This is a genomic window from Dactylosporangium thailandense, from assembly GCF_059739745.1.
In genome coordinates this window covers 9520773-9541759 of record NZ_AP029195.1, presented here as the reverse complement: position 1 = coordinate 9541759, position 20987 = coordinate 9520773, and the positions used below count along the sequence as shown (strand labels likewise).

The 20987-nt window shown below is 69.8% G+C and carries 13 protein-coding genes, 1 tRNA gene and 1 pseudogene; 9 read left to right on the top strand and 6 right to left on the bottom strand.

Annotated elements, in window-relative coordinates:
- Positions 1 to 232 precede the first annotated feature (232 nt).
- Positions 233 to 1540, top strand: coding sequence for a hypothetical protein (locus AC6JBM_RS42390; RefSeq protein WP_497979414.1), 1308 nt, complete (start codon positions 233 to 235; stop codon positions 1538 to 1540).
- A gap of 482 nt (positions 1541 to 2022) precedes the next feature.
- Here the strand turns inward: AC6JBM_RS42390 and AC6JBM_RS42385 are convergent, their stop codons facing one another.
- From AC6JBM_RS42385 to AC6JBM_RS42375, 3 genes are all read right to left on the bottom strand, one after another.
- Positions 2023 to 3177 (bottom strand): hypothetical protein, encoded by a 1155-nt coding sequence (locus tag AC6JBM_RS42385; RefSeq protein ID WP_497979413.1) that lies wholly within the window; start codon positions 3175 to 3177, stop codon positions 2023 to 2025.
- Between the two features lie 511 nt (positions 3178 to 3688).
- Complete coding sequence (locus AC6JBM_RS42380) at positions 3689 to 4489, bottom strand: endonuclease/exonuclease/phosphatase family protein (RefSeq protein WP_497979412.1); 801 nt, start codon at positions 4487 to 4489, stop codon at positions 3689 to 3691.
- A 43-nt stretch (positions 4490 to 4532) separates the two neighbouring features.
- Complete coding sequence (locus tag AC6JBM_RS42375; RefSeq protein ID WP_497979411.1) at positions 4533 to 5165, bottom strand: IclR family transcriptional regulator; 633 nt, start codon at positions 5163 to 5165, stop codon at positions 4533 to 4535.
- Between the two features lie 67 nt (positions 5166 to 5232).
- Here AC6JBM_RS42375 and cysS point away from each other — a divergent pair, with 67 nt between their 5' ends.
- From cysS to AC6JBM_RS42360, 3 genes are read left to right on the top strand one after another with little or no spacing between them, the layout of a single operon-like run.
- Positions 5233 to 6639, top strand: a complete 1407-nt coding sequence (cysS, locus tag AC6JBM_RS42370) for a cysteine--tRNA ligase (protein ID WP_497979410.1) — start codon at positions 5233 to 5235, stop codon at positions 6637 to 6639.
- 7 nt (positions 6640 to 6646) lie between these two features.
- Complete coding sequence (rlmB, locus tag AC6JBM_RS42365; RefSeq protein WP_497979409.1) at positions 6647 to 7732, top strand: 23S rRNA (guanosine(2251)-2'-O)-methyltransferase RlmB; 1086 nt, start codon at positions 6647 to 6649, stop codon at positions 7730 to 7732.
- Between the two features lie 29 nt (positions 7733 to 7761).
- A complete protein-coding gene (locus AC6JBM_RS42360) occupies positions 7762 to 10371 on the top strand; it encodes an Hsp70 family protein (RefSeq protein WP_497979408.1) in 2610 nt (869 codons plus the stop codon).
- 333 nt (positions 10372 to 10704) lie between these two features.
- Here AC6JBM_RS42360 and AC6JBM_RS42355 read toward each other — a convergent pair whose 3' ends face one another.
- The gene (locus tag AC6JBM_RS42355) at positions 10705 to 11796 is read right to left on the bottom strand and encodes an ABC transporter ATP-binding protein (RefSeq protein WP_433082351.1); all 1092 of its coding nucleotides are present in this window, start codon (positions 11794 to 11796) and stop codon (positions 10705 to 10707) included.
- Between the two features lie 217 nt (positions 11797 to 12013).
- Between AC6JBM_RS42355 and AC6JBM_RS42350 the strand changes: the two genes are divergently transcribed.
- Positions 12014 to 12086, top strand: a tRNA-Thr gene (locus AC6JBM_RS42350).
- A gap of 636 nt (positions 12087 to 12722) precedes the next feature.
- Here the strand turns inward: AC6JBM_RS42350 and AC6JBM_RS42345 are convergent.
- Positions 12723 to 12845: pseudogene (locus AC6JBM_RS42345) on the bottom strand (SRPBCC domain-containing protein); the annotation flags it as partial.
- A 348-nt stretch (positions 12846 to 13193) separates the two neighbouring features.
- Complete coding sequence (locus AC6JBM_RS42340; protein WP_497979407.1) at positions 13194 to 13319, bottom strand: hypothetical protein; 126 nt, start codon at positions 13317 to 13319, stop codon at positions 13194 to 13196.
- A 122-nt stretch (positions 13320 to 13441) separates the two neighbouring features.
- Between AC6JBM_RS42340 and AC6JBM_RS42335 the strand changes: the two genes are divergently transcribed.
- From AC6JBM_RS42335 to AC6JBM_RS42320, 4 genes are all read left to right on the top strand, one after another.
- Positions 13442 to 14464 (top strand): DNA cytosine methyltransferase, encoded by a 1023-nt coding sequence (locus AC6JBM_RS42335; RefSeq protein ID WP_497979406.1) that lies wholly within the window; start codon positions 13442 to 13444, stop codon positions 14462 to 14464.
- Between the two features lie 232 nt (positions 14465 to 14696).
- Entirely contained in the window at positions 14697 to 18284 is a 3588-nt protein-coding gene (locus AC6JBM_RS42330) for a helicase-related protein (RefSeq protein ID WP_497979405.1), read from the top strand.
- A 21-nt stretch (positions 18285 to 18305) separates the two neighbouring features.
- Complete coding sequence (locus AC6JBM_RS42325) at positions 18306 to 20144, top strand: DUF8724 domain-containing protein (protein WP_497979404.1); 1839 nt, start codon at positions 18306 to 18308, stop codon at positions 20142 to 20144.
- Positions 20120 to 20956, top strand: a complete 837-nt coding sequence (locus AC6JBM_RS42320; RefSeq protein ID WP_497979403.1) for a phospholipase D-like domain-containing protein — start codon at positions 20120 to 20122, stop codon at positions 20954 to 20956. Before AC6JBM_RS42325 ends, AC6JBM_RS42320 begins: the two co-directional genes overlap by 25 nt.
- Positions 20957 to 20987 lie beyond the last annotated feature (31 nt).

Genomic DNA, 20987 nt, shown 5'->3' with positions numbered 1-20987 from the left:
GACCAGCGCGTCACGCTGGACGAACGGGGATATTTCGGTCCGAGCGGGCGAAACATTTGATGCGGGGCCGCGCCCGACGCCGTGTGTGGCCCCCAAATCTTCGTACAACCGGCGTTTTGGGTCGTCGACTAGACGGACTTATCGCCCGACGGGGTATTCGCCGAATTTGGCCGTTTTTTGTCCGGGCATCTGCGGCGTCGAGGGGGTGCCGCAGATGCCGTACGTTCGGCGAATGCACCCGTCCGTGGCCCCGCCAGGCATGATCGAGCGCGCCACCGAGTGCCGTTTCGCCGGCGACTGGCTCGGCGCGTTCGAGGCCGCCTACGTCACGGTCGCCCCGACGGATCTCCACCGGCACTACGGGCCCCGGTTCGCCAAGACGGTCGAGGCGGAGCTGCGCCACGTGATCCCGGACCTCCTGCGCTGGCACCTCCCGCGCCGCCCGGACACCGGCGTGCTCGTTCCCGACATGTGCTACCCGCTGACCGCGCTGCCCGACGACTACGTCCTGGTCGCCCGCACCCCCTCGGCACAGCAGCCGCAGCGCGTCACCCTGAGCGTCGAGGCCCTCGACCGCCTCTCGCGCACCGACCTCCGCTTCTTCGAGCTGCGCGACCGGTGGGACGCCCGCCGCACCGGCGAGCTGCTGACCCGCTGCGGCGGCCCCGGCTTTCTGGCCTCCCGCCCGCTGCTGCTGGACGAGTCGGGCCGGCACGCCGAGGCCTGGGCGGCCGCCGGCTTCGACCTGCGCGTCCTGCTGTTCGACGACCGCTGGGGCCGCGACCGCACCGACCCGGCCGCGTGGACCGACCCGGCCCGCCGCGCGCGAGCCGTCGATCAATCGCTGGCCTGGCTCCGCCCGGCCTTCGCGTTCCTGCCCGAGGCGACCCGGCGCGTGGCGGACGCGACCGGCCTCGTCCGCATCGACCTGCGGGGCCGCCGCCTGGTGCTGGAGGCCGGCGGCCCCCGAGCGTGGCTGCTCAACGGCACCCCCGCGGCTGGCGCCGAGCTCGAGGAGTTCGGCGTGGAGCTGTCGCGGGTCCCGTCGATGCCCCTGGCCCTGGCCCGCCGCCCACCCGAGCTCACGGCCCTGCTGCGCGGCGAGCTCGGCCCGGGCGACCTGCACCCGGTGACGTTCGAGACCCTGTTCCCCGGCCTGCCGGGCCCGCACCCGCCCCCGCCGGTGCGCCTACCCACCGACATCCGGGTCCGGTGCGGCACCGCCACGCACACGATCCAGATGCGCGACGGCCGGATCGTCATCCCGCACACCGAGGAGGAGATTCGGCGGGAGCGGGCGTTGATCGCCCTGGGCGGGGGGCGTACCGGTTGCCTGGCCGCCCTGGACGGCTGGCGGGACGGACGGATACGCATGCCGCGGGCGATGCGCCGCCTCCGCGACGAGGTGATGCTGCTGGCCCAGCACGGCGACGTGTGGGCGCTGCGGGCCGCGGTGGAGTCGGGCATGGACCGCCACGCCCGCGACGCGCGGGGCCAGACCCTCCGCGACCGCCTGGCCTGGACCGGCGCCACGATCTGACCGACACGTCCGACGGCTCTCATTTTGGCGATCGCGTTTGTGTGAGCGCAGGTCTTCGCGTGGCCGGTGGTTGCGGTCGGGTCCGGCTCGATCGTTTCCGTCCGCGACGGCGTTGTGCGGGCTTCGATCGCGGCCTGACCGGTGGCCGTGGTCCGATCGGGCTCGACCTCGTGGGTGCGCGAGCGCGGCTCCCGGCGCGGCTGGGTGGGCGCGGACCCAGGCGGGCGGGCGTGGTTGGACCCGGCCCTGTCGGGCGGGCGCGGTCAGGCCCGGCCCGTTTGGGTGGGCGCGGACCTAGGCGGGCAGTCGCGGTCGGACCCGGCCCTTCGGGCGGGCGCGCGCAGGCCCGGCCCGGCCCGGCCCGGTTGGGCGGGCGCGGACCCAGGCCTGTCGGGCGGGCGCGGTCAGGTCCGGCGCGGCTGGGCGGGCGCGGACCCAGCCGGGCGGTCGCGGTCGGACCCGGCGCGGCTGGGCGGGCGTGGTCAGACCCTCCGCGACCTCCTCGTCTGGAATCGGCCGCTCGCCTTGGCCGACGCCGACGTCGTCCCGCTCTGATCCGCCGCCTGGAGGAGCAGTTGCAGCCGCCGCGGTGGTGCGGTCCGTAATTCCTCCAGCGGCGGCACCCCTGGCAACTCCGTCGGCAGCACCGGCAGCGCGTTGCCCACCAGCCGCGCGAAGGTCGCGCCGGCGCCCGAGGGCGACTCAGGTGCCAGCCATCGCAGCGTCCGCAACGGTTCCCGCGCCCGGCGACCGGCCGGCTCGATCGCCTCGACCAGCAACAGACACCGCTCGCCGGCGGGGATCAGATCACCGTCCAGCAGTACCGCCTGGGTGCTCTCCCGCAGCCAACCGATCACTCCCGGCCCGTCGCTCAGCACCCGCTCCACCAGCGAGGCGCGGTCGGCGGCCGGATGCGTGAGCGCCGCGTCGAGCAGCGCCGGCAGCAGCATCGAGGCGGCGTCCCACAGCGCGGCGGTCAGCGCGGTGACCAGCTCCGCGACATCGTCCAGCGAGACCCGCTCCGGCCCGAGCCCGCGCCAGAACAGCAGCTCGTCCAGCACCGTCTCCGGCCGCCCCACACCCCGATCGCGAACCGCCCGAGCCACCGCGGCGCGCAGCAACTCCATCGGCAACGTGGCCAGCGCATGCCCCGGAGCAGAACCGGAAGTCGAAGCGGAGACCGAACCCGGCGCAAAACCCGAACCCGGAGCAAAACCCGAACCCGGAGCGGACGCCGAACCCGAACCCGGAGCCGAAGCCGAAAACGAAGTCGAAGCAGGGCCCGAAGCCGCCGGCGCGGCGGTGGGCAAGGTCGTGGACAAGGCCGCGGCGCGCCACTGGGACTCGATGGCGCGCAGCACCGCGGCCGGCACGCCCATCACGTCGGCCACCGCCTCCGCCACGAACTCGTCCACCGGATGCTGCCGCGCCCGAGCCGCGATCCGGCCGCCCCACATGAGCCGTGCCTGAGTCGGCGTGCTCGGCCAGACCAGCCGGAGCAGCTCCCGCACCCGGGCGTCGAAGCGCGGCCCGCCGAAGGTCAGCGGGTCGCAGAAGGCCTGCCCCACCGCGGCGTCGCCGGCGATGATGCGCAGGTCATGGGCGCCGCCCAAGTTCGCGACCGGGTTGAACAGCACTGGCGAAAACCTCCCGCGACGGTCCGAACCGACCCCTCAACCCTACTCCTTTTCGAACACACGTACGAACCCAAAGCATGCATCTCCTCATGCCTATGGACTGGGGTGACAGGCGTGTGACGCTGAGTGTTCGTGAGTGAAGAGTCGGTGATGCAGCGTGGCTACCGGTCGTCACAATGACAGTTGCCCGAACGGGCGCAGGCATGCCTGCCACTGCGGCAGCTGCGGCGGATCTTTGCACGGCTGGCGGGCGCGGCTCGATCTGGCCATCGGGCCGAATCCCGAACGCGCGCAACGGTGGAACCGCCGGGATCGCGTGCTGGCCCAGCGCGGATTCCGCCGCAACCAGCGCAATCGCGAGATCGTGGGGGACCTCGCACGGATCGACATCAGCGACTGGCTCTCGGCCGAGGGTGGCGCACGCGGCCGGCATGCTCAGCGAGCGGACGCGGGAGCGCCTGCAGCGTCTACTGTGACGCGCGCGGCAATGGGAAGGCGGCGGCCGGCATGCTCAGCGAGCGGACGCGGGAGCGCCTGCACCGCCCACTGTGACGCGCGCGGCAACAGGAAGGTGGTCGCTCCCGGTCCGGGCGAGCGTCCAGACCCCGGACACCTCCCCGCCGCGCACCATGACCTGATCGATACGCCCGACGGGAAACGCGGCCGGGAAGCTCCACGCGAACCCGCCCCGCGCGGTGGACATGCGTGCCGTGATCGGCCGGAGCCCGCGATCCTCGACGACGCCGTTGAGATCGCCCATGAGCACGACCGGCCCCCGCTCACCGGCCAGCCACCGCCCGAGCTGAGCCGCGCTGTCGTCGCGCCATGCGGTGTCCAAGCGCACGGACGGCAGGTGTACCACGTAGACGACCACGCCCCGCACGACCGCCCGCAGCCCGCGCCGCCAGTCCGCGTCCAGCCCGTGCGGCTTGATGTCCACGGGCGCGGCGCTCGAGATCGGGTACCGCGACCAGAGCCCGACGGTCCCGAAGACCACGTGATGCGGGAGCGGCACCTCGAGGTCGACGGTGACCTCCTCGAGCCCGATCAGGTCCGGCCGCACCGCCATGAGCGTCGCGATCGTCCCGGCCGGATCCCGGTTCTCGTCGCTGAAGTTGTGCTGCACGACGACGAGATCGCCGGGCGCGGCCGAGGCCGGCAGGAGCGATCCGCCGAAGGCCGCGAGCCAGCCCGAGGCACACACCAGCACGGCCACGTACGCCGAGAGCGACCGCCGCCAGACCGCGATCCCGAACAGCGCCGGCACGCCCAGCCCGAGCCACGGCAGCGCGATCGCCGACCACGCCAGCACAACACCCATGGCAACGGAGACGCGCGACCCGCCCCGCCGGTTGTCAGGACAAGGCCCTCGCGATCGCGGCGGCGGCGTTGGCCACCTCAGCCGGTACCGTAGCCGGATCCAGCTCGGTGAGCGCCACCACGCCGACGCTCGCGTCGAGGCCCTCCACGCGCGGGACGGCCGCCGCGACGCCGTGGGCGCCCGGTTGCAGTTCGCCCGTTGTCGTCACCGGGTTGTAGTCGCCGCGGCGGCCCGCCAGGATCGCCTTGCCCGCGGCGCCCTGCTCCAGGGGGTGACGCGACCCGGTGCGATACGCCACGTGGAACTGGGTCCAGCTCGGCTCGACCACGGCCAGCGCGTAGGCCTCCCCGCCGTCGGCGATCGTGAGGTGGGCGGTGGCGCCCACGGTCTCGGCGAGGCGGCGCAGGGCGGGCAGCGCCGCGTCGGCGACCAGCGGCTGGGCGCGGCGGGCGAGGTGCAGCAGGCCGGCGCCGAGGCGCAGGCGGCCGGAGCGGTCGCGGCGGATCATGCCGTGCTCGGTGAGGGTGGCGGCCAGGCGGTACACCACCGCGCGGCCCACGCCCAGGGCCGTCGCGGCCTCGGTCATGGTCAGGCCGGCGGGGGTGTCGGCGACGAGGTGGAGGAGACGCAGTCCCCGATCCAGGGTCTGCGCCGTCTCGGTAGCCACGGGGCTCAGGGTATAAGGCCGACGGCGGACGCAAGGATGATCAGTATCGGCGGTTACCCTTGGACGTGTGACCCTACGCCTGTACGACACCGCCAGCCGATCGGTCCGGGACTTCGTCCCGTTGACGCCCGGGCAGGTCGGCATCTACCTGTGTGGGCTCACGGTGCAGGGTGGGCCGCACATCGGCCACCTGCGCTCCGGCGTCAACTATGACGTCCTGCGTCGATGGTTCCTCGCGTCCGGCTACGACGTGACGTTCATCCGCAACATCACCGACGTCGACGACAAGATCCTGGTCAAGGCGATTGAGGCGGGCAAGCCCTTCTGGGCCATCGCGTATGCCAACGAGCGCCTCCTGTCCGCGACCTACCAGCGCCTCGGGGTGCTGCCGCCGACCTACGAGCCGCGGGCGACCGGGCACATCCCCGAGATGCACGAGCTGATCAAGCAGCTGATCGCGGACGGGCACGCGTACGAGGCGGTCGACGGCAGCGGCGACGTGTACTTCGACGTGCGCTCCTACCCCGCCTACGGAGCGCTGTCGGGGCAGCGGCCGGACGCGATGGAGGCGGCGCAGGACGGGCCGGTGCGGGCCAAGCGCGACCCGCTCGACTTCGCGCTGTGGAAGGGCATCAAGGCCGACGAGCCCACCGACGCCAACTGGCCGTCGCCGTGGGGGCCCGGGCGGCCCGGGTGGCACATCGAGTGCTCGGCGATGTGCTGGCGATACCTCGGCACCGAGTTCGACATTCACGGCGGCGGGCTCGACCTGCAGTTCCCGCACCACGAGAACGAGATCGCGCAGTCCAAGGCGGCCGGGCACGGGTTCGCGCGCTACTGGGTGCACCACGCGCTGCTGAACCTGGGCAACACCAAGATGGCCAAGTCCGTCGGCAACGTCGTGTCCCTCGAGTCGCTGGTGGATTCGGGTGTACGTCCTGTGGAGGTGCGCTACTACCTCCTCGGCCCCCATTACCGCTCGGTCATCGAATACACGCCGGAGTCGCTCGCGGAGTCGGCGCTGGGGTATCGCCGGCTCGAGAACTTCGTGCTGCGCGCCGCCGAGCAGGTCGGCGAGGGCGAGCTCGGCACCGTGCCGAGCGCGTTCGCCGAGGCCATGGACGACGACCTCAACACCTCGCGGGCGCTCGCGGTCGTGCACGACGCGGTGCGCGACGCCAACGCCGCCCTCAACGCCGCCGATCGGCCTCAGGTCGAGCGGGCGCTGCGGGAAGTACGAGCGATGCTTGACGTTCTCGGGGTGGATCCGCTGCACCCGCAGTGGCGCTCGACCGACGCCGGCGACCTGACCAAGGTCGTCGACTCGCTCGTCGCGCTCGCCCTGGAGCAGCGCGCCGCGGCTCGCACACGCAAGGACTGGGCCGCCGCCGACGCGGTCCGCGACCAGCTCAAGACCGCCGGCGTCGTGGTGGAGGACACCGCGGCCGGTCCACGATGGACGTTGGAGCACTGAGAAACTGATGCCAGGAAACTCCGAACGCCGCGGCAAGCGGGTCGTATCGAAGAAGGGCGCCGTCAAGGGGTCCGGCGGCAAGAACCGGCAGTCCCTCGCCGGGCGTGGCCGCACCCTGCCCGCGGACGAGCGCCCGTGGCACAAGGGCTACTCCGGCGACGAGCCGCTGCCGCAGAAGACCGCCCGCAAGCAGGACAACGAGCGCCGGGCGGCCGCGGCCGAGGGGCGCGCGCCCAAGATCGGGCAGCCGGGGACGAAGCGGACCGCCGGCAAGGGCCCGTTCGGCGCCAAGCGATCCTCGCCCATCGCGAAGACCAGGGTCTCGCCGGGCCGGAAGTCGGCCACGCCCAAGGACGGCCCGGAGCTGCTCGTCGGGCGCAACCCCGTCGTCGAGGCGCTGCGCACGCACGTGCCGGCCACGGCGCTCTACGTCGCGCTCGGCATCGACATGGACGAGCGCGTCAAGGAGGCCGTGCGCACCTCGGCCGAGCGGGGCATCGCGATCCTCGAGATCACGCGCAACGAGCTCGACCGCATGACCGGCGGGGTCCTGCACCAGGGCCTCGGCCTGCAGGTCCCCCCGTTCGCCTACGAGCCGTTCCACGACCTGCTGGCCGCCTCGCTCGAGTCCGCCGCACCGCTGCTCATCGCGCTCGACGGGATCACCGACCCGCGCAACCTCGGCGCGATCATCCGCTCCGCGGCCGCGTTCGGGGCCGACGGCGTCTTCCTCACCGAGCGCCGCTCGGCCGCGATCACCGCGACCGCCTGGCGCACGAGCGCGGGCGCCGCCGCGCGGGTCAAGGTCTCCCAAGTCACGAATCTGACACGCACCCTGAAGCAGTGCCAGGAGGAGGGCTTCGTCGTCGCCGGGCTCGACGCCGACGGTGAGGCCTCGCTCTACGAGCTGGAGGCCGCGGTCGGCCCGATGGTCGTCGTCGTGGGCTCCGAGGGCCGTGGCATGTCGCGACTCGTCGGCCAGACCTGCGACCTGCGGGTCAGCATCCCCATGGTGTCCGATGTCGAGTCGCTGAACGCATCGGTCGCGGCCGCCGTTACGTTGGCCGAAGTCAGCCGTCGTCGCCGAATGTAGATCTTTACCCCCGACCCTAGGATGGGCCGGTGACTCAGCCTCAGCAGGGCTTCGCCATCGGGGTCGACCTCGGCACGTCCAACACCGTCGCGGTGGTTCGCCACCCCGACGGCCGGACGCGGCCCCTGCTCGTCGACGGCGCGCCGATCATGCCGAGCGGCGTGTACGTCGACGAGCAGGGCCGCATCCACGTGGGCCGGGACGCGTACCGGATGGCCGGCCTCGACCCGTCGCGCTTCGAGCCCAACCCGAAGCGGCGCATCGACGAGCCGACCGTCCTGCTCGGCGACCGCGAGCTCGCGACCGTCGACCTGCTGGCGGCGATCCTCGCGGCGGTCGCGCGCGCCGCCGTCGAGGCCGTCGGGTTCCTGCCCGCGGCGATCCTGACGTACCCCGCGGCCTGGGGCAACCGCCGCCGCGACACGCTCGCCGAGGCCGCGCGGCGGGCGGGCTGGCCGCCGGTGCGCCTGGTGCCCGAGCCCGTGGCCGCGGCCCGGTACTTCGCCGACGTCCTGCGCCGCCCCGTCGCCGTCGGCTCCTCGCTCGCCGTGTTCGACTTCGGCGGCGGCACGCTCGACATCGCCGTCGTGCGCAACGACAACGGCCGGTTCACGGTCATCGGCTCCGGCGGCCTCGAGGACCTCGGCGGCCTCGACGTCGACGCGGCGATCGTCGAGCACCTCGGCGCCGTGATCAACCAGACCGCGCCGGGCGCGTGGGCCGCGCTGCGCAACCCGCAGTCCACCACGCAGCGCCGCGACCGGCGCCTCTTCTGGGACGACATCCGCGGGGCCAAGGAGATGCTCTCGCGCGCGACGGTGGCGCCGATCGCGATTCCCGGCCAGGACGCCGCGCTGCACCTCACGCGCGAGGAGCTGGAGCGGGTCACGGAGCCGCTCATCCGCCGCGCCGTGTGGGAGACCGGCAAGGTCCTGCACGGCGCCGGCCTGCGCCCCGACCAGCTCGCCGGCCTGTTCCTGGTGGGCGGCTCGTCGCGCCTGCCCTTGGCCGCGCGGCTGCTGCACGCCGAGTTGGGAATTGCGCCGACTGTACTGGAGCAGCCCGAACTGCCCGTCGCGGAAGGCGCTTTGGCGGAGTTGGTACCGGTCACCGGCTACCAGACCGAAAGCATCCCCGTCTCGGCGGTGCCGGTGTCCGCTCCGCGATCGGCGCCCCCCTCCGCACCGCCCACGGCGCCGATCTCGCCGGTCGGCCCGCACACGGCACCCTTCTCGGCGCCGCCGTCCTCCGCACCCCCGGCGCCCTTCTCCGCGCCGCCGTCCGCCGCGCCCGCGGCACCTGCCGCACCTCCCCGCCGCCGGGGCCGGGCCGGGCTGCTCGTCGGGGCGGTCGCGGCGCTGGTCGTGATCGCGCTGGTGGGCGCCGGGACCTACTGGTTCTTCTTCCGCGACAAGATCAACTCGATCGACTTCAAGACGGTCGCGACCGCCGGCTCGCTGGACCTCGACGCCAAGCTCGACTACCCGGTGACGGCGACGCTTGCCTCGCGCACGTACGCGCTCTACACCCTGGACAAGAACGTGCACGTGGTGGCGTACGACCTCGACGATCGCAAGAAGGCCTGGCAGTACGACCTCGCGGACGACAACTACCGGTGGCAGATCTACCCGAACCCGAACGGCATCATCCTGATCGGCACCTCCGGGACCAGCCCGGTGCTCATCATGCTCAACAGCTCGGGCAAGGAGCGGGGCAAGCAGCCGTTCGCCACGGGCGACTCCGTGTACTTCCTCGACTCCGTGTGGATCTGGCACTCCACGAAGGCGAAGAAGACGAATGCGTACGGCTGGGACGGCGCCAACAAGTGGACGCTCGACGACAACGCCAGGGGCACCAGCGTGCTCGGGCCGATCGTGGCCGGCGACGAGCGCGGCCCGTCCGACCTGGTGGGCGCCCCGGCGAACCGCGAGCTGAAGTCCCGCACCCAGTTCGTCACCATCGACGACGACAAGATCAACCTGCGGGACTCGGGCAGCGGCAAGGTCGTGCGCTCGTGGAACGACACGGCCGACAGCTCCGCCGGCTACGCCATGTACGACCAGCGGCTCTTCGTGTACGGGACCAGCTCGAAGTACACGATCAAGGCCTATGACCTCACGAAGACGGGGGAGCCCGAGCAGCTCTACACCGCGCCGGACGACAAGCGCCGCATCGTGGACGTGGCCGCGTGCGGCTCCGATCGGCTGTGCGTGCTGGACTCGTCGTCGTCGGACGACACCGTGCTGCGGTCGATCTCGATCGCGGACAAGAAGCAGGTGTGGCAGGGCGACGCGAAGGGCACGTCCGGGCTGGTTCCGGTGGGCAAGGAGATCCTGGCCACGACGCCTCGCGGGAGCAGCGAGACGAGCCGGCTCTTCGGCGAGGACGGCGGGCAGCTGCTGAAGCCGGAGGATCAGGAGGGGTACGGCGTCCGCATCACCAACGGGAGCCTGCTCTTCTTCGCGAAGGCGCCTAGCTCGATCGAGGACAACGTGACGCTGACCGGGGTTACGTCGTCGTCTGGGGAGCGGGTGGCGCTGGGGACGCTGAACAAGGTGGCGTCGGCGAGCTGCTCCTGGAACGTCTCGAAGATCGCCTGTGTGGGCGGGGGGAAGCTGCAGGTCTGGTCGTTCGCCTGAGCTGTTTCCGCTGGGCCGCTGTCTGCTGGTCCGCTGTTGCGCTTGAGCCTCTTGTCTCTCAGCTCTTGCGCTTGGGCCCTCGCTCGTCGCTGTTGCGCTGTGGCCTGAGCCGGTCGCGGCGGCCTCTTGTCCGGTGCCGTGCCGCTCGCGGCGGCTTCTCGCGGCGGCTTCTTCTTCGCTGCCGTGCCGGTCGCGGCGGCTTCTTGTTCGCTGCTTTGCCGCTTCCGGCGGCCTTTTCGCTCGCGTGGCCGACGCGAAAGGGGCGGCGCTTTCGGCGCCGCCCCCTCGTTGCGTGCTAACTTCCGCCCGATTTTTCCGGACTTAGCGGGATCCTCAGATCCGGCGGCCGGTCGCGGCGTTGAACGCGTGGTGGGTGTTCGCGTGCGGGCGAACGTACACGATCTCGGTCAGGCGCGGCGTGCGGCGCGGGTCGGCACGGACCACGAAGCGCTCGTCCTGGCCCTCGAGCGCGACGGTGCCGTGCACGTAGGCGTCCGAGCCGAGCTCCTCGACCAGGTCGACCGTGATCGGGATGCCACCGTCGTTCGGCCCGACCAGGTCCGTGTCCTCGGGCCGGAACCCGACCGTGACGCGGCCGTTGGAGCCGTCCTGCTGCGCCGCGGCGATCTGCTCGCGGGTCAGCGGGAGGATGACGTCGCCGAAGCGGCCGCCCTGCTCGGTGAGCGGAACGGTCTTGATGTTCATCGCCGGCGAGCCCATGAAGCCCGCGACGAAGACGTTGGCCGGCCGGTCGTACAGCGCGCGCGGCGAGTCGACCTGCTGCAGTACGCCGTCCAGCAGAACGGCCACGCGGTGACCCATGGTCATGGCCTCGACCTGGTCGTGCGTGACGTACACGGTGGTGATGCCGAGCTTGGCCTGCAGCGTGGCGATCTGCGAACGGGTCTGCACACGCAGCTTCGCGTCGAGGTTCGACAGCGGCTCATCCATGAGGAAGACCTGCGGCTCACGCACGATGGCGCGACCCATGGCGACACGCTGCCGCTGACCACCGGAGAGCGCCTTGGGCTTGCGGCCGAGGTAGTCCTCGAGCTGCAGCATCGCGGCCGCTTCCTTCACGCGCCGGTCGATCTCGTGCTTCGGCGTCTTGCGCAGCTTGAGCGCGAACGCCATGTTCTCGTACACCGTCATGTGCGGGTACAGCGCGTAGTTCTGGAACACCATCGCGATGTCGCGCGCCTTGGGCGGCAGGTGCGTGACGTTGCGGTCGTTGATGAGAATGTCACCGGCGTCGACGTCCTCGAGGCCGGCGAGCATGCGCAGCGACGTCGACTTGCCACAGCCGGAGGGCCCGACGAGCACGAGGAACTCGCCGTCACCGATCTGGAGGTCGAGCTGGTCAACCGCGGGACGCGGGGTGCCCGGGTAAATCCGGGACGCCTTCGCGTAAGTGACCGTAGCCATGGGGTATCCACCTTCCACCGGCAGGAACGTGCCGGACGATCCGAGTAGAAGCTCACCGAGCCGGGCGACGATGCCAGACACGGAGTGGGGTTCACCTTAAGCGCTTACGGACCGTATGCCAAGGTCATGCTCCACTTTTGCCCGCCTTCGCCCACTTCCGCCCAGAGGCATCTCCCGCGCGAGGGAGCGATGTGACCAAGTACGATCGTGGGTCTAGGCCGACGTGGCGCAACTGGCAGCGCACCCGACTTGTAATCGGAAGGTTGGGGGTTCAAGTCCCCCCGTCGGCTCTCCCGCCCAAGCCTCTGACCTGTCGCTCCTTGAGCAGATCATGATTCTGGGCGGTCCGTGGCGTCGTGGTTTGTGCTCATTCCGTGCTCGGACGGACTGGCCATGCGCGGCACATTGCGCCTCTTGCTGGACGCGTGTGCGAACGGTGGCACGTTGGATGTACGGGTGTCGGCGCGATCCGCCTCACTGGCCGGTGGGTCGGGCCATACCAGGCATCTGGCTATCCAGTCTGCTCGTCTCGGCCAATGAATTTGCGCGTCCAAATGGCCTCGTAATGCGAGTCAATCATTGAGTAACTGAATCATGAGTGCAGCACGCCCAAGGCTAGGTCCAACTCGCACTTCAGACCTTCTGATCCGTAGGCCAGTCGTCCCGGGAGACACTGGCGGATCTCGATTCGCGTCCGTCCGTCGGCCTCGTCGTGGAACTCGACCCGGAGTCTCGTCTCGAACGGCTCAATGCCCTCCTGCAGCCGGCCGCTGACGTGCATGACGCCTTCGAGCAGCTCGCCATCGGCGACGTCGGGTGAGAGCAACTTGGATGTGCACGCGAAGGTCGGGTTCGGCCGCGTTGACCTCAGTCCAACGTTCATAGACGCCGGGGCGAACGTCGAACTCGATCTCGTGGTGCGGCAGTGAGTTGCCGGTCGGGCCCCACCACGCCGCCAGGTGATCGGGATCGGTGAAGGCCCGGTAGACGAGCTCCCGCGGCGCGTCGAACACGCGGGAAATGACGAGCTGCGCAGCTCCGGCGTTCATTCGAGCCCCCAGGGTCGTCGGCCATCCGGTCCGTCGCCGGTCCGGCGGCCTCCACCGCGGCGAGGCGAGCATCGAGGCGAGTGAGGGACAAGTCCCGGAACCGCCGGTAGCACTCGATCCGGTCGGCCGCCTCACGCAGCGGGGCAGCCTCGAGGTGGCTCGCGCGCCACTTGCCCGACCGCGACCGCGAGGTGAGCGCGGCGCGCTCAAGGCAGCCGGGCTGAACGCAGCTACCAGCTCGCCGCCGCGGGAGCGCCCACCGCACAGCGCCCGCCCGGCGACTGCCCTTCGACCTCGTCGAGGAACTCGTCGACGGACTGATCGAGATCTACCGCACCACCGGCCGGCCTACACGCCGACCGGGCGGCCCACGCCGCCATCACCGAGTTCGGCGAACGTCGCGGTGGGCAGGCCGAGCAAGTGGCTGGTCAGCCCGGCCGACGAGCAGTCCATCCAATGGCCGACTTGATCCACGCGGCCAGGCATGGCGCCATGGGCACGATGCCTGCAGAAGAACGAACGCTGGCGAGCGCACCTCGCATCGGCGTTCGGCGACGCGCGGGCACCCACGATGGAGTAGCCGGGGGATGTCTGGAATGATCGACGCCGTGCCGGAGGCTGTCGCAGGTGTTCCGACGTTGGACATCTTTAGCGGAGCCGGGGGCTTATCACTCGGGCTGACCGCCGTAGGTTTCTCCATCGTCGCTGCTTGCGAGCGCAATGAAGACGCCCAGGCCACCTTCGCCGGCCACCACCCACACACCGAGATCCTCGACGGCGACGCAGAAAAGATCGACTTTCGGCGGTTTCGTGGACAGGTCGAACTCGTCGCAGGTGGCCCACCTTGCCAGCCGTGGTCCGTTGGCGGCAAACGCCTCGGCGCGGAGGACGAACGTGACGGATTGCCAACCTTCGCACGGGCGGTTGCGGAGATACGACCCTTGGCGTTCCTGATGGAGAACGTCGCTGGAATCCTCAGCGAACCGCGCCGCGGCCACCTAGACGGTCTAGTCGCGACGATGATCGGCTTAGGCTACCGGGTGTGGTGGGACGTGCTTGACGCACCGCAGTACGGAGTGCCGCAACGGCGTCGGCGCCTGTTCGTCGTCGGCACCCGCAAGGGTTCGTTCGATGGGCCCGGCGCCAAAGGCCGGACCCGCGCCCGCCGTCAGCCGACTGCCGGCGACGTGCTCAGCACCCACACCATCATTGGCGAGCCGAACCCTTCGCCGGTAACCTACGCCCGCAACCCGGTCCTGCGACCGAGCCCGCACGCCGGCTTACTGTTCAACGGTGGAGGACGTCCGATCAACCTGTCCGCGCCAGCCCCGACGGTCCTCGCAAGCATGGGGTGGAATCGCACGCCCTGGATCGACACCGAGGGAATTCTCGCGGAGTACCACCAATACCTACTCAGTGGCGGGGCCCCACGCTCGGGACGAGTGCATGGGGCTCGCCGGATCACGATCGCGGAGGCCGCCCTCCTGCAGACGTTTAAACGCAAGACCACCTTTAAAGGCACGCGATCGTCACAGTTTTGGCAAATCGGAAACGCGGTCCCGCCCAAACTGGCCGAGGCGGTAGGTAAGCCGCTTCGGGCGATGTTCGACAACATCTGATAGTGGCCGCAGTCAGCCCGAACGCGTCGGAGGTGTCGCGATTCGGCTCGCCACGGTGGGACGCGACTCGCCAGCCCGGTTACTAGCCACCGGACCGCACGTGCCGTACGGTGATCGGCGAGAAACGCACAGCTCTCGAACCGCCACACACATCGCACGAGCAGGCGAGCACCGCCGGACCTGCTCAGGGCCGACAGGCCACTTTCCGCCTTGACCGAACAAGGAGAGTCCTGTGACGAACGTGCCTCCGTCCAGCTCGTCGCGTAGCGGTAAGCTCACCCAGGCAGCCAGCCAGCCTGGTCCGGCGCCCAGGGACGAGACATGGCGCGCCGAGGTTCTCGACAAGATCCTCGGCACCCTCTCCGACGAGATCGTCGATGATGCGACCGGCCGCACCCTGAGGCCAGGCGCCAGGCTTTCTCAACGGCCGCAATTCAACTTATGGCTCGGCATGCTCGCCAGCGAGCACGAGTTGGCGGAAAAGCCGCAGTTCCTCGCCGACAAGCGCGTCCCGGCCGCGCAAGGCTTCACCTTTCGGGTGAAGTCGTTACCTATCGACTTGGACATCACGGTCGGTGCGGCGTTGTACCTGCCGCTCCTACCTACCGTCGAGGAGCAACGGAACGCCGCCCGCGACCCGATCGAGGACCTGTCGCCGACCGGCGACGCCCAGACCTCCGGGCTGACGCCAGGAGGCTCCAACAACGCGAGCATCCCGCTGACGACCTACACCACCAAGACCGTGGTGGCCCCAGTGCACCTGCACACGACTGTGCGCGAAGGCTTGACCCGCGGCGGTACCCGCCGACTGTCGTCGGCACTTCGACGAGCGGTCGAGACCGCCCACCGTAGCCACCCGCTCGGCCTGTTCAGGCCGCCGACGCGAAGGTCGGCACCCCGACCCGCCGACCCGGACCTCCGCGATGACGCGACCTGGCAGTCCTACCTCCACGCGAGCCTCGTCGCCCCAGGGGACTTGGTCCTACCCTGTTACGACGCCGAGGTCGAGATCGAGGCGCGACAGCACCACGACCACGCCGAGATCACCGTCACAGTCGTCAACACGACCCCAGCGGGTCAGGACCAGTTCGCCGACAAGGCGGGGAAAGTCCTTTGGCCGGCCGACCGGCTGGACACGCACCTCTACGAGGTGGAGCTGACCGTCACGACGTCGAGCCCGGTGCTGCCCTACGAACTCGAACAAGTGGAGAAGTCATACCGCTACGACCGCGACGTGCCACTGTTCGGCGAGGCGACCGCTGCCGAACTGGAGCGGGTCGGCGACGAGGGTCGAGTGGTGATGTCGACCAGGTTCTCCGCCGACGCGCGGACCACGCGCATCTTTCCGCGCCAGACCGCGCCAGACGGCACCGTCTTGGACGCCACCTTCCAAACCCTGATCACCGACCCCGTCCCGGCACTGAGGGCCATCGTTGACGCCGCAGACGACTGGGTCCGGCAAGCCTGGTCAGCGGCCAACCTGGCGAAGTTGCACAACCGCAAGAGGTGGAACGACGACGCGCGTGAGCAGGCGGACCGCGATGCCGAAGCAGCCCAGGCGGAAGTTGCGTGGGTCCGCAGCGGACTGAAGGCGCTCGAGAGCGACCCGGAGCTCGTCGAAGCGTTCCGGCAGGCTATGCGCGCGATGCAAGTGATCGGGGCGCGCAAAGGCTACCGCGGCCTGCACCTGTTTCAGGTGGCTTGGATCGTGGGCTGCCTTCCCGGTGTCAAGGACCCAGCTGCCGACCTCACCGTAGACATCGTCTGGTTCGCCACCGGCGGCGGCAAGAGCGAGGCGTACCTCGGCCTGATGCTCGTCACGCTCTTCTACGCCCGCCGCACCGGCACCACGGCCGGAACCCTGGTGTGGGCGCGGTTCCCGCTGCGCCTGCTGTCGCTGCAGCAGACGGAGCGCTTCGGTGAGGTCATCGCCGTCGCCGAGCAGATCCGCCGTGCCGATCCGCTCACCGCGGCCGGCGAACCGTTCTCCGTCGGCTACTACGTAGGCAGCGGCAACACCCCGAACAAGTTCTACGCGGCCAACAGCCCGTACGCGCTCGAAAACCCCGAGGACCCGAAAGTAGCTGAACGCTGCCGCGTGCTCGACTACTGCCCTACATGTGCTGGCTACGGCGCAGCCGGTGCCCACAGCGTGCGGGTCGCCGCCGATGCGACAAGCACCGGGCATGCGCCGACCTTCGACGAGCTTCAACCGCGGCCTGTCACCGGCGAGCAGCGAGGGCTGCGGCTTGCCTTCGACGTGACCAGTTGGACGATGCACCACATCTGCGACGCCCCAGGGTGCCCCGCGCTGGGGAACCTGCCGGTCTATGTCGTCGACGACGACATCTACCGGCGCACCCCGTCGGTGCTTGTGGGGACCGTTGACAAGCTCGCCCAGATCGCCTTGCAGGCCCAGTTCGGTACCCTTCTCGGCAGGGCTGCCAGCCGCTGCCCCGCCCATGGGCTAACCACGAGCCCGCAATGGTGCGCGGTATTTGGGTGCGACACCCGGCCTGGCGACCGCCTGCCTGCAAGGGCCGGGCTCGGCGGCCTCCGACTAGAGATCGCCGATGAGATGCACCTACTCGACGAAGAACTCGGCGCCCTCGACGGCATGTACGAGACCTTGCTTGGAAAGATTAACGAAGCGGCGAAGAACCCGCCGCTCCGTATCGTCGGCGCGACAGCAACGCTAGAGGGCTACCAGCAGCAGGTGCAGCACCTCTACCAGCGCCTAGGCCGGCGCTTTCCCGCCAACGGACCCACCGTGAACGAGAACTTCTGGTCCTACACGCGCCAGGATCGTCCGCTGCGTCGATACCTAGGCCTCAGGCCGCGCCGCATCGCCTACACCACGGCCAGCATAGAGGTGGCCCTCACCCACAAGCGCTGGTTGGCCCGGCTGCATAGCGACCCTGGGCACTACCTGCGCCTCGCCGACCTGCCGGCTGACCCGCGGACGCTGGAGGTGGCCCGAGAAGCGGCCACCGACTTGTACGAAGTCTTCCTCGCCTACGCCCTGCGCAACGAGGACCTAGGCCGCTTTATGCGCGAGGAACGGTTGCGCGATTTCCACGCCGACCGTAACTGGGCGCAGGTAAACGGCGACGCGGACCCCGGCTACATCCGCCGCGCAGTGCGCCGGCTCGTCAACCCACGCGCCTACCCGGACGAGGAGCAGATCAAGACCGTCGTAGCGACGAAGGCGATCGGGCACGGCTTCGACGTCGGCCGGCTCGGCGTGATGGTCATGATGGGCACTCCCACCCAGGCAAGCGAGGTGATCCAGGCTTCGGCACGCGTAGGGCGAGTCCATCCCGGGCTCGTCGTCAGCATCGCCAACCCCACGCGCGACCGCGACGTCTCCACACACCGGTACTACAAGTACTGGGTCGCCTATTTGGACCGGCTGATCCACAAGGTGCCGATCAACCGGGAGTCGCTGCCAGTCCTCAAACGTGTCCTTCCGGGTGGACTAATGGCCTGGCTGCTACAGATCTATGACCGCGGCTGGCTCACCAGCGGCCAACGGCGACGCACCCTGCGCGACAGCGACATGCTCCGCGACGCGTTGACCAGCGGCTACCTAACGCCCGAGACCCTGACGCGGAATCTGCAGGAGGGCTTCGGACTCGCCCCCCGAAGCGCCTACCACGACCTGCACCGCAGCACCGTCCAGCAGTGGGTGGACGACATCCTGCGGCTCGTACAGGTGCAGGGCAGCGACAAGCGCAAGACACCAGAGCTGCTCGACCCGCGCGTGCCGAACTCGCTGCGCGACGTGGAGGAGCCGATCGACATTTTCCTCGATTACTGACCCAGCCGGGAGGAGTTCACCATGACCACCGACCGGCTCAAGCGGTCGCCCATCCAGACCCTGTTCCGCAACATGCCCGGGCAGCCCTATCCGTGGGCCACCAGCCGGCATCGCGGCGGCGCCATCGGCGGCAACCCTCGCACCACCAGTCCCCTCGACGTGCCGGAGGAATGGCTCGTCGAGCGGCTACGACGCCTCGTCGAGCCGTTCACGCTCAACGGACTGCCCAACGCACCCGCTGTCGGCGCGGTCATCGACAGGGGACAGTACAGGCTCGTCACCGCCCTCGATCTGACCGCCACCCGGTTCCCCAACACCTTTCTATGCGAAACGTGCGACTACTTCAGGCAGACCACAGGTCCGTCTGGGACCTGCCCGCGCTGCAAGCGGGCGCTCATGCAGTTCAACTGGGTGTACACCCATACCTGTGGCGAGATGGCCGAGCTGAGCGCACCCCGCACCCCGTGCCCGAAGGGCCACCGGGGCAGTTGGCGACTGCAGAACTGGCGCGAACGCGGCGCCCGGTGGGTGTGGCGCTGCAACACATGTGGTGCCCCAGACGGACGTAGTGTGTCGACCCTGTGGTGCCGCTCGTGCGGCAACGGATCCATGATCCTCGGTCGGTCGACCGCACAAGGGCTGCACTACCCACAGCAGCTCACCGTGCTCAACCCACCCACCCGCAGCGAACATGCTGGGCTCGCCTCGGCCCACCTCGGACCGGCCGCACTCGCCCAGACGCTTGGGGCCATGCGGCCTGGCAAAAAAGGGCTCCGAGAGGCCGGTCTTATCGCAGACAGCGACGGTGAGCAGCTGGTACGCCAGACCGCCGCCAAGCTCGGCTTGGAGTCCGATGACCCGCTCGTGCAGCAACTGCTAAACAAAGCACGGGGAAGCGCAGACGCCGGACCGGCGTGGCGTGCTGCGGTCGACGACCTCAACCTCGATCCCGACCGATTGCGCGTCGCGGGCGACGAGTGCCTCCAGCTCACGCTCGCCCGTGACGCCGACGCGTTGACGCTGGGGGAACTCCGTAACACTGTGGCGGCCGAGCAGCGCCCAGCGATCGACCACCTCGACAGAAGACTGCACGCCGAGTTCGGCATCGCAGAGGTGACATTGCTTCGCACCCTGCCGATCGCGTACGTCATAGCCGGTTTCACACGCGGCAGCAGCCGGTCCATGACGGACACCAAACGCGGTCCCCAGCCGGTCGGTTTTCGCTACTTCCCTAGCCTCGGCGACGGACGGATACCGATGTACGGCATCCGCAGCGACACCGAGGGTCTTCTGTTCCGGCTCGACCCGGTCGAGATCGTCCGCTGGCTCAGCAGTAACGGTTACGCGCCGAAGGTCATGGTCGATAGTGAGGGGGACGCCCAACGGTGGATGCTGAGCAACCTTGAGCCGGTCACCGACATCTTCGAGCCGCCGTCGCACGGTCCGACTGCAGCCGCGCTCACCTTGGTGCACTCGGTGGCGCACCGTATGATGAAGTCGCTCGCCGCACGCTGCGGCCTGAACATTGACAGCCTCGCTGAGTACCTGTTTCCGCTCACGGGCAGCTTCCTGATCTACGCAAACACCCGTAGCCAGTTCACGCTGGGCGGCCTCGAGCACGTGTTCCGCTACGACCTGTCCGACGCTCTTACAGAGCTGAAGGCGGAGACACGGTGCCTCTTCGACCCCGTCTGTCGCGACCGGGAAGCCGCATGCGTGGCCTGTCTGCACGTGTCGGAGATCAGCTGCGCCCGCTTCAACAGCGCCCTGTCGCGTAACGTGCTGTTTGGAGCGCCACAGCGGGTCACGCCAAGCGGCACCGCCAGAGGAGCGCAATGGATTCGCTTCTGGAGTCCCTGACACCGCTGGCATCACTGCTGTCCCGGGCCGCCGACCCCAGCGCGGCGGCCCAGGACGCTGGTGACGCACTCCGCTCGGGTCGCGAAGCCGCGGCCGTGGTTGCCCTACGCCGCCACATCGGGCGGGACGCCGATCACGCCGCCGCAGCCCTGCAACATGCGGGAGTAACAGCACAAGGTCATCTTCTTCCCGATGGGACACGAGCACTCGCCCAGGCCGAGGCTCTCGCCCTGCTGTTCGCCGACCGACGCACCACCAGCACGACTCTCGTCTTGACGGTCCCTGATTTCCTTCGCTCCGCTTGGCAGGAACACCTCCGGCAGACCCCTCCAACCGAATGGCCCCGCGAGACCTCGCCGGCCCTCATCGACGTCGCAGCTCAGGCGACCCACACGCTCCTGCTGTCAGCGCCCTACCTCGATATCAAGCAATGCAGGACCTTGGCGCCACACGTCACACGACTGACGCGTAACGGCGGAAGCGTTTTGGTCATCACCCGCGTAGCCGAAGTCCCGGGACCATACGGAAACGCCGACGCAGTTCGCGTGCTCCAGCAGGCCGCCGCGCACCCCGGCGCCTTCGCGGTCTGGTCGTGGCCGGGTCCGACGATCGGCCTTCATCTCAAGGCCCTCATCGCGGACAAGGCGCACGGATACCTGGGCAGTGCCAACCTCACGTCCCACGGCGCGCTCTTCCACGCTGAAGCCGGAGTCCTGCTCCATGGGCCGCTTGCCCGCCAGCTCGACGCGTGGCTCCGGCGTATCGCACGGCAGCCTCCGCCGAATGCGACAGAGCATGTGCCTTCGAAGTAGAAGTGGGGCGTTGAGGGCTGCCCCGACGACG

Bases quoted from the DNA above. Each gene is read 5' to 3' on its own strand.
- AC6JBM_RS42390 (WP_497979414.1), top strand. From the start codon at position 233: ATGCACCCGTCCGTGGCCCCGCCAGGCATGATCGAGCGCGCCACCGAG.
- rlmB (WP_497979409.1), top strand. From the start codon at position 6,647: ATGCCAGGAAACTCCGAACGCCGCGGCAAGCGGGTCGTATCGAAGAAG.
- AC6JBM_RS42355 (WP_433082351.1), bottom strand. From the start codon at position 11,796: ATGGCTACGGTCACTTACGCGAAGGCGTCCCGGATTTACCCGGGCACC.
- AC6JBM_RS42335 (WP_497979406.1), top strand. From the start codon at position 13,442: ATGATCGACGCCGTGCCGGAGGCTGTCGCAGGTGTTCCGACGTTGGAC.
- AC6JBM_RS42325 (WP_497979404.1), top strand. From the start codon at position 18,306: ATGACCACCGACCGGCTCAAGCGGTCGCCCATCCAGACCCTGTTCCGC.
- AC6JBM_RS42320 (WP_497979403.1), top strand. From the start codon at position 20,120: ATGGATTCGCTTCTGGAGTCCCTGACACCGCTGGCATCACTGCTGTCC.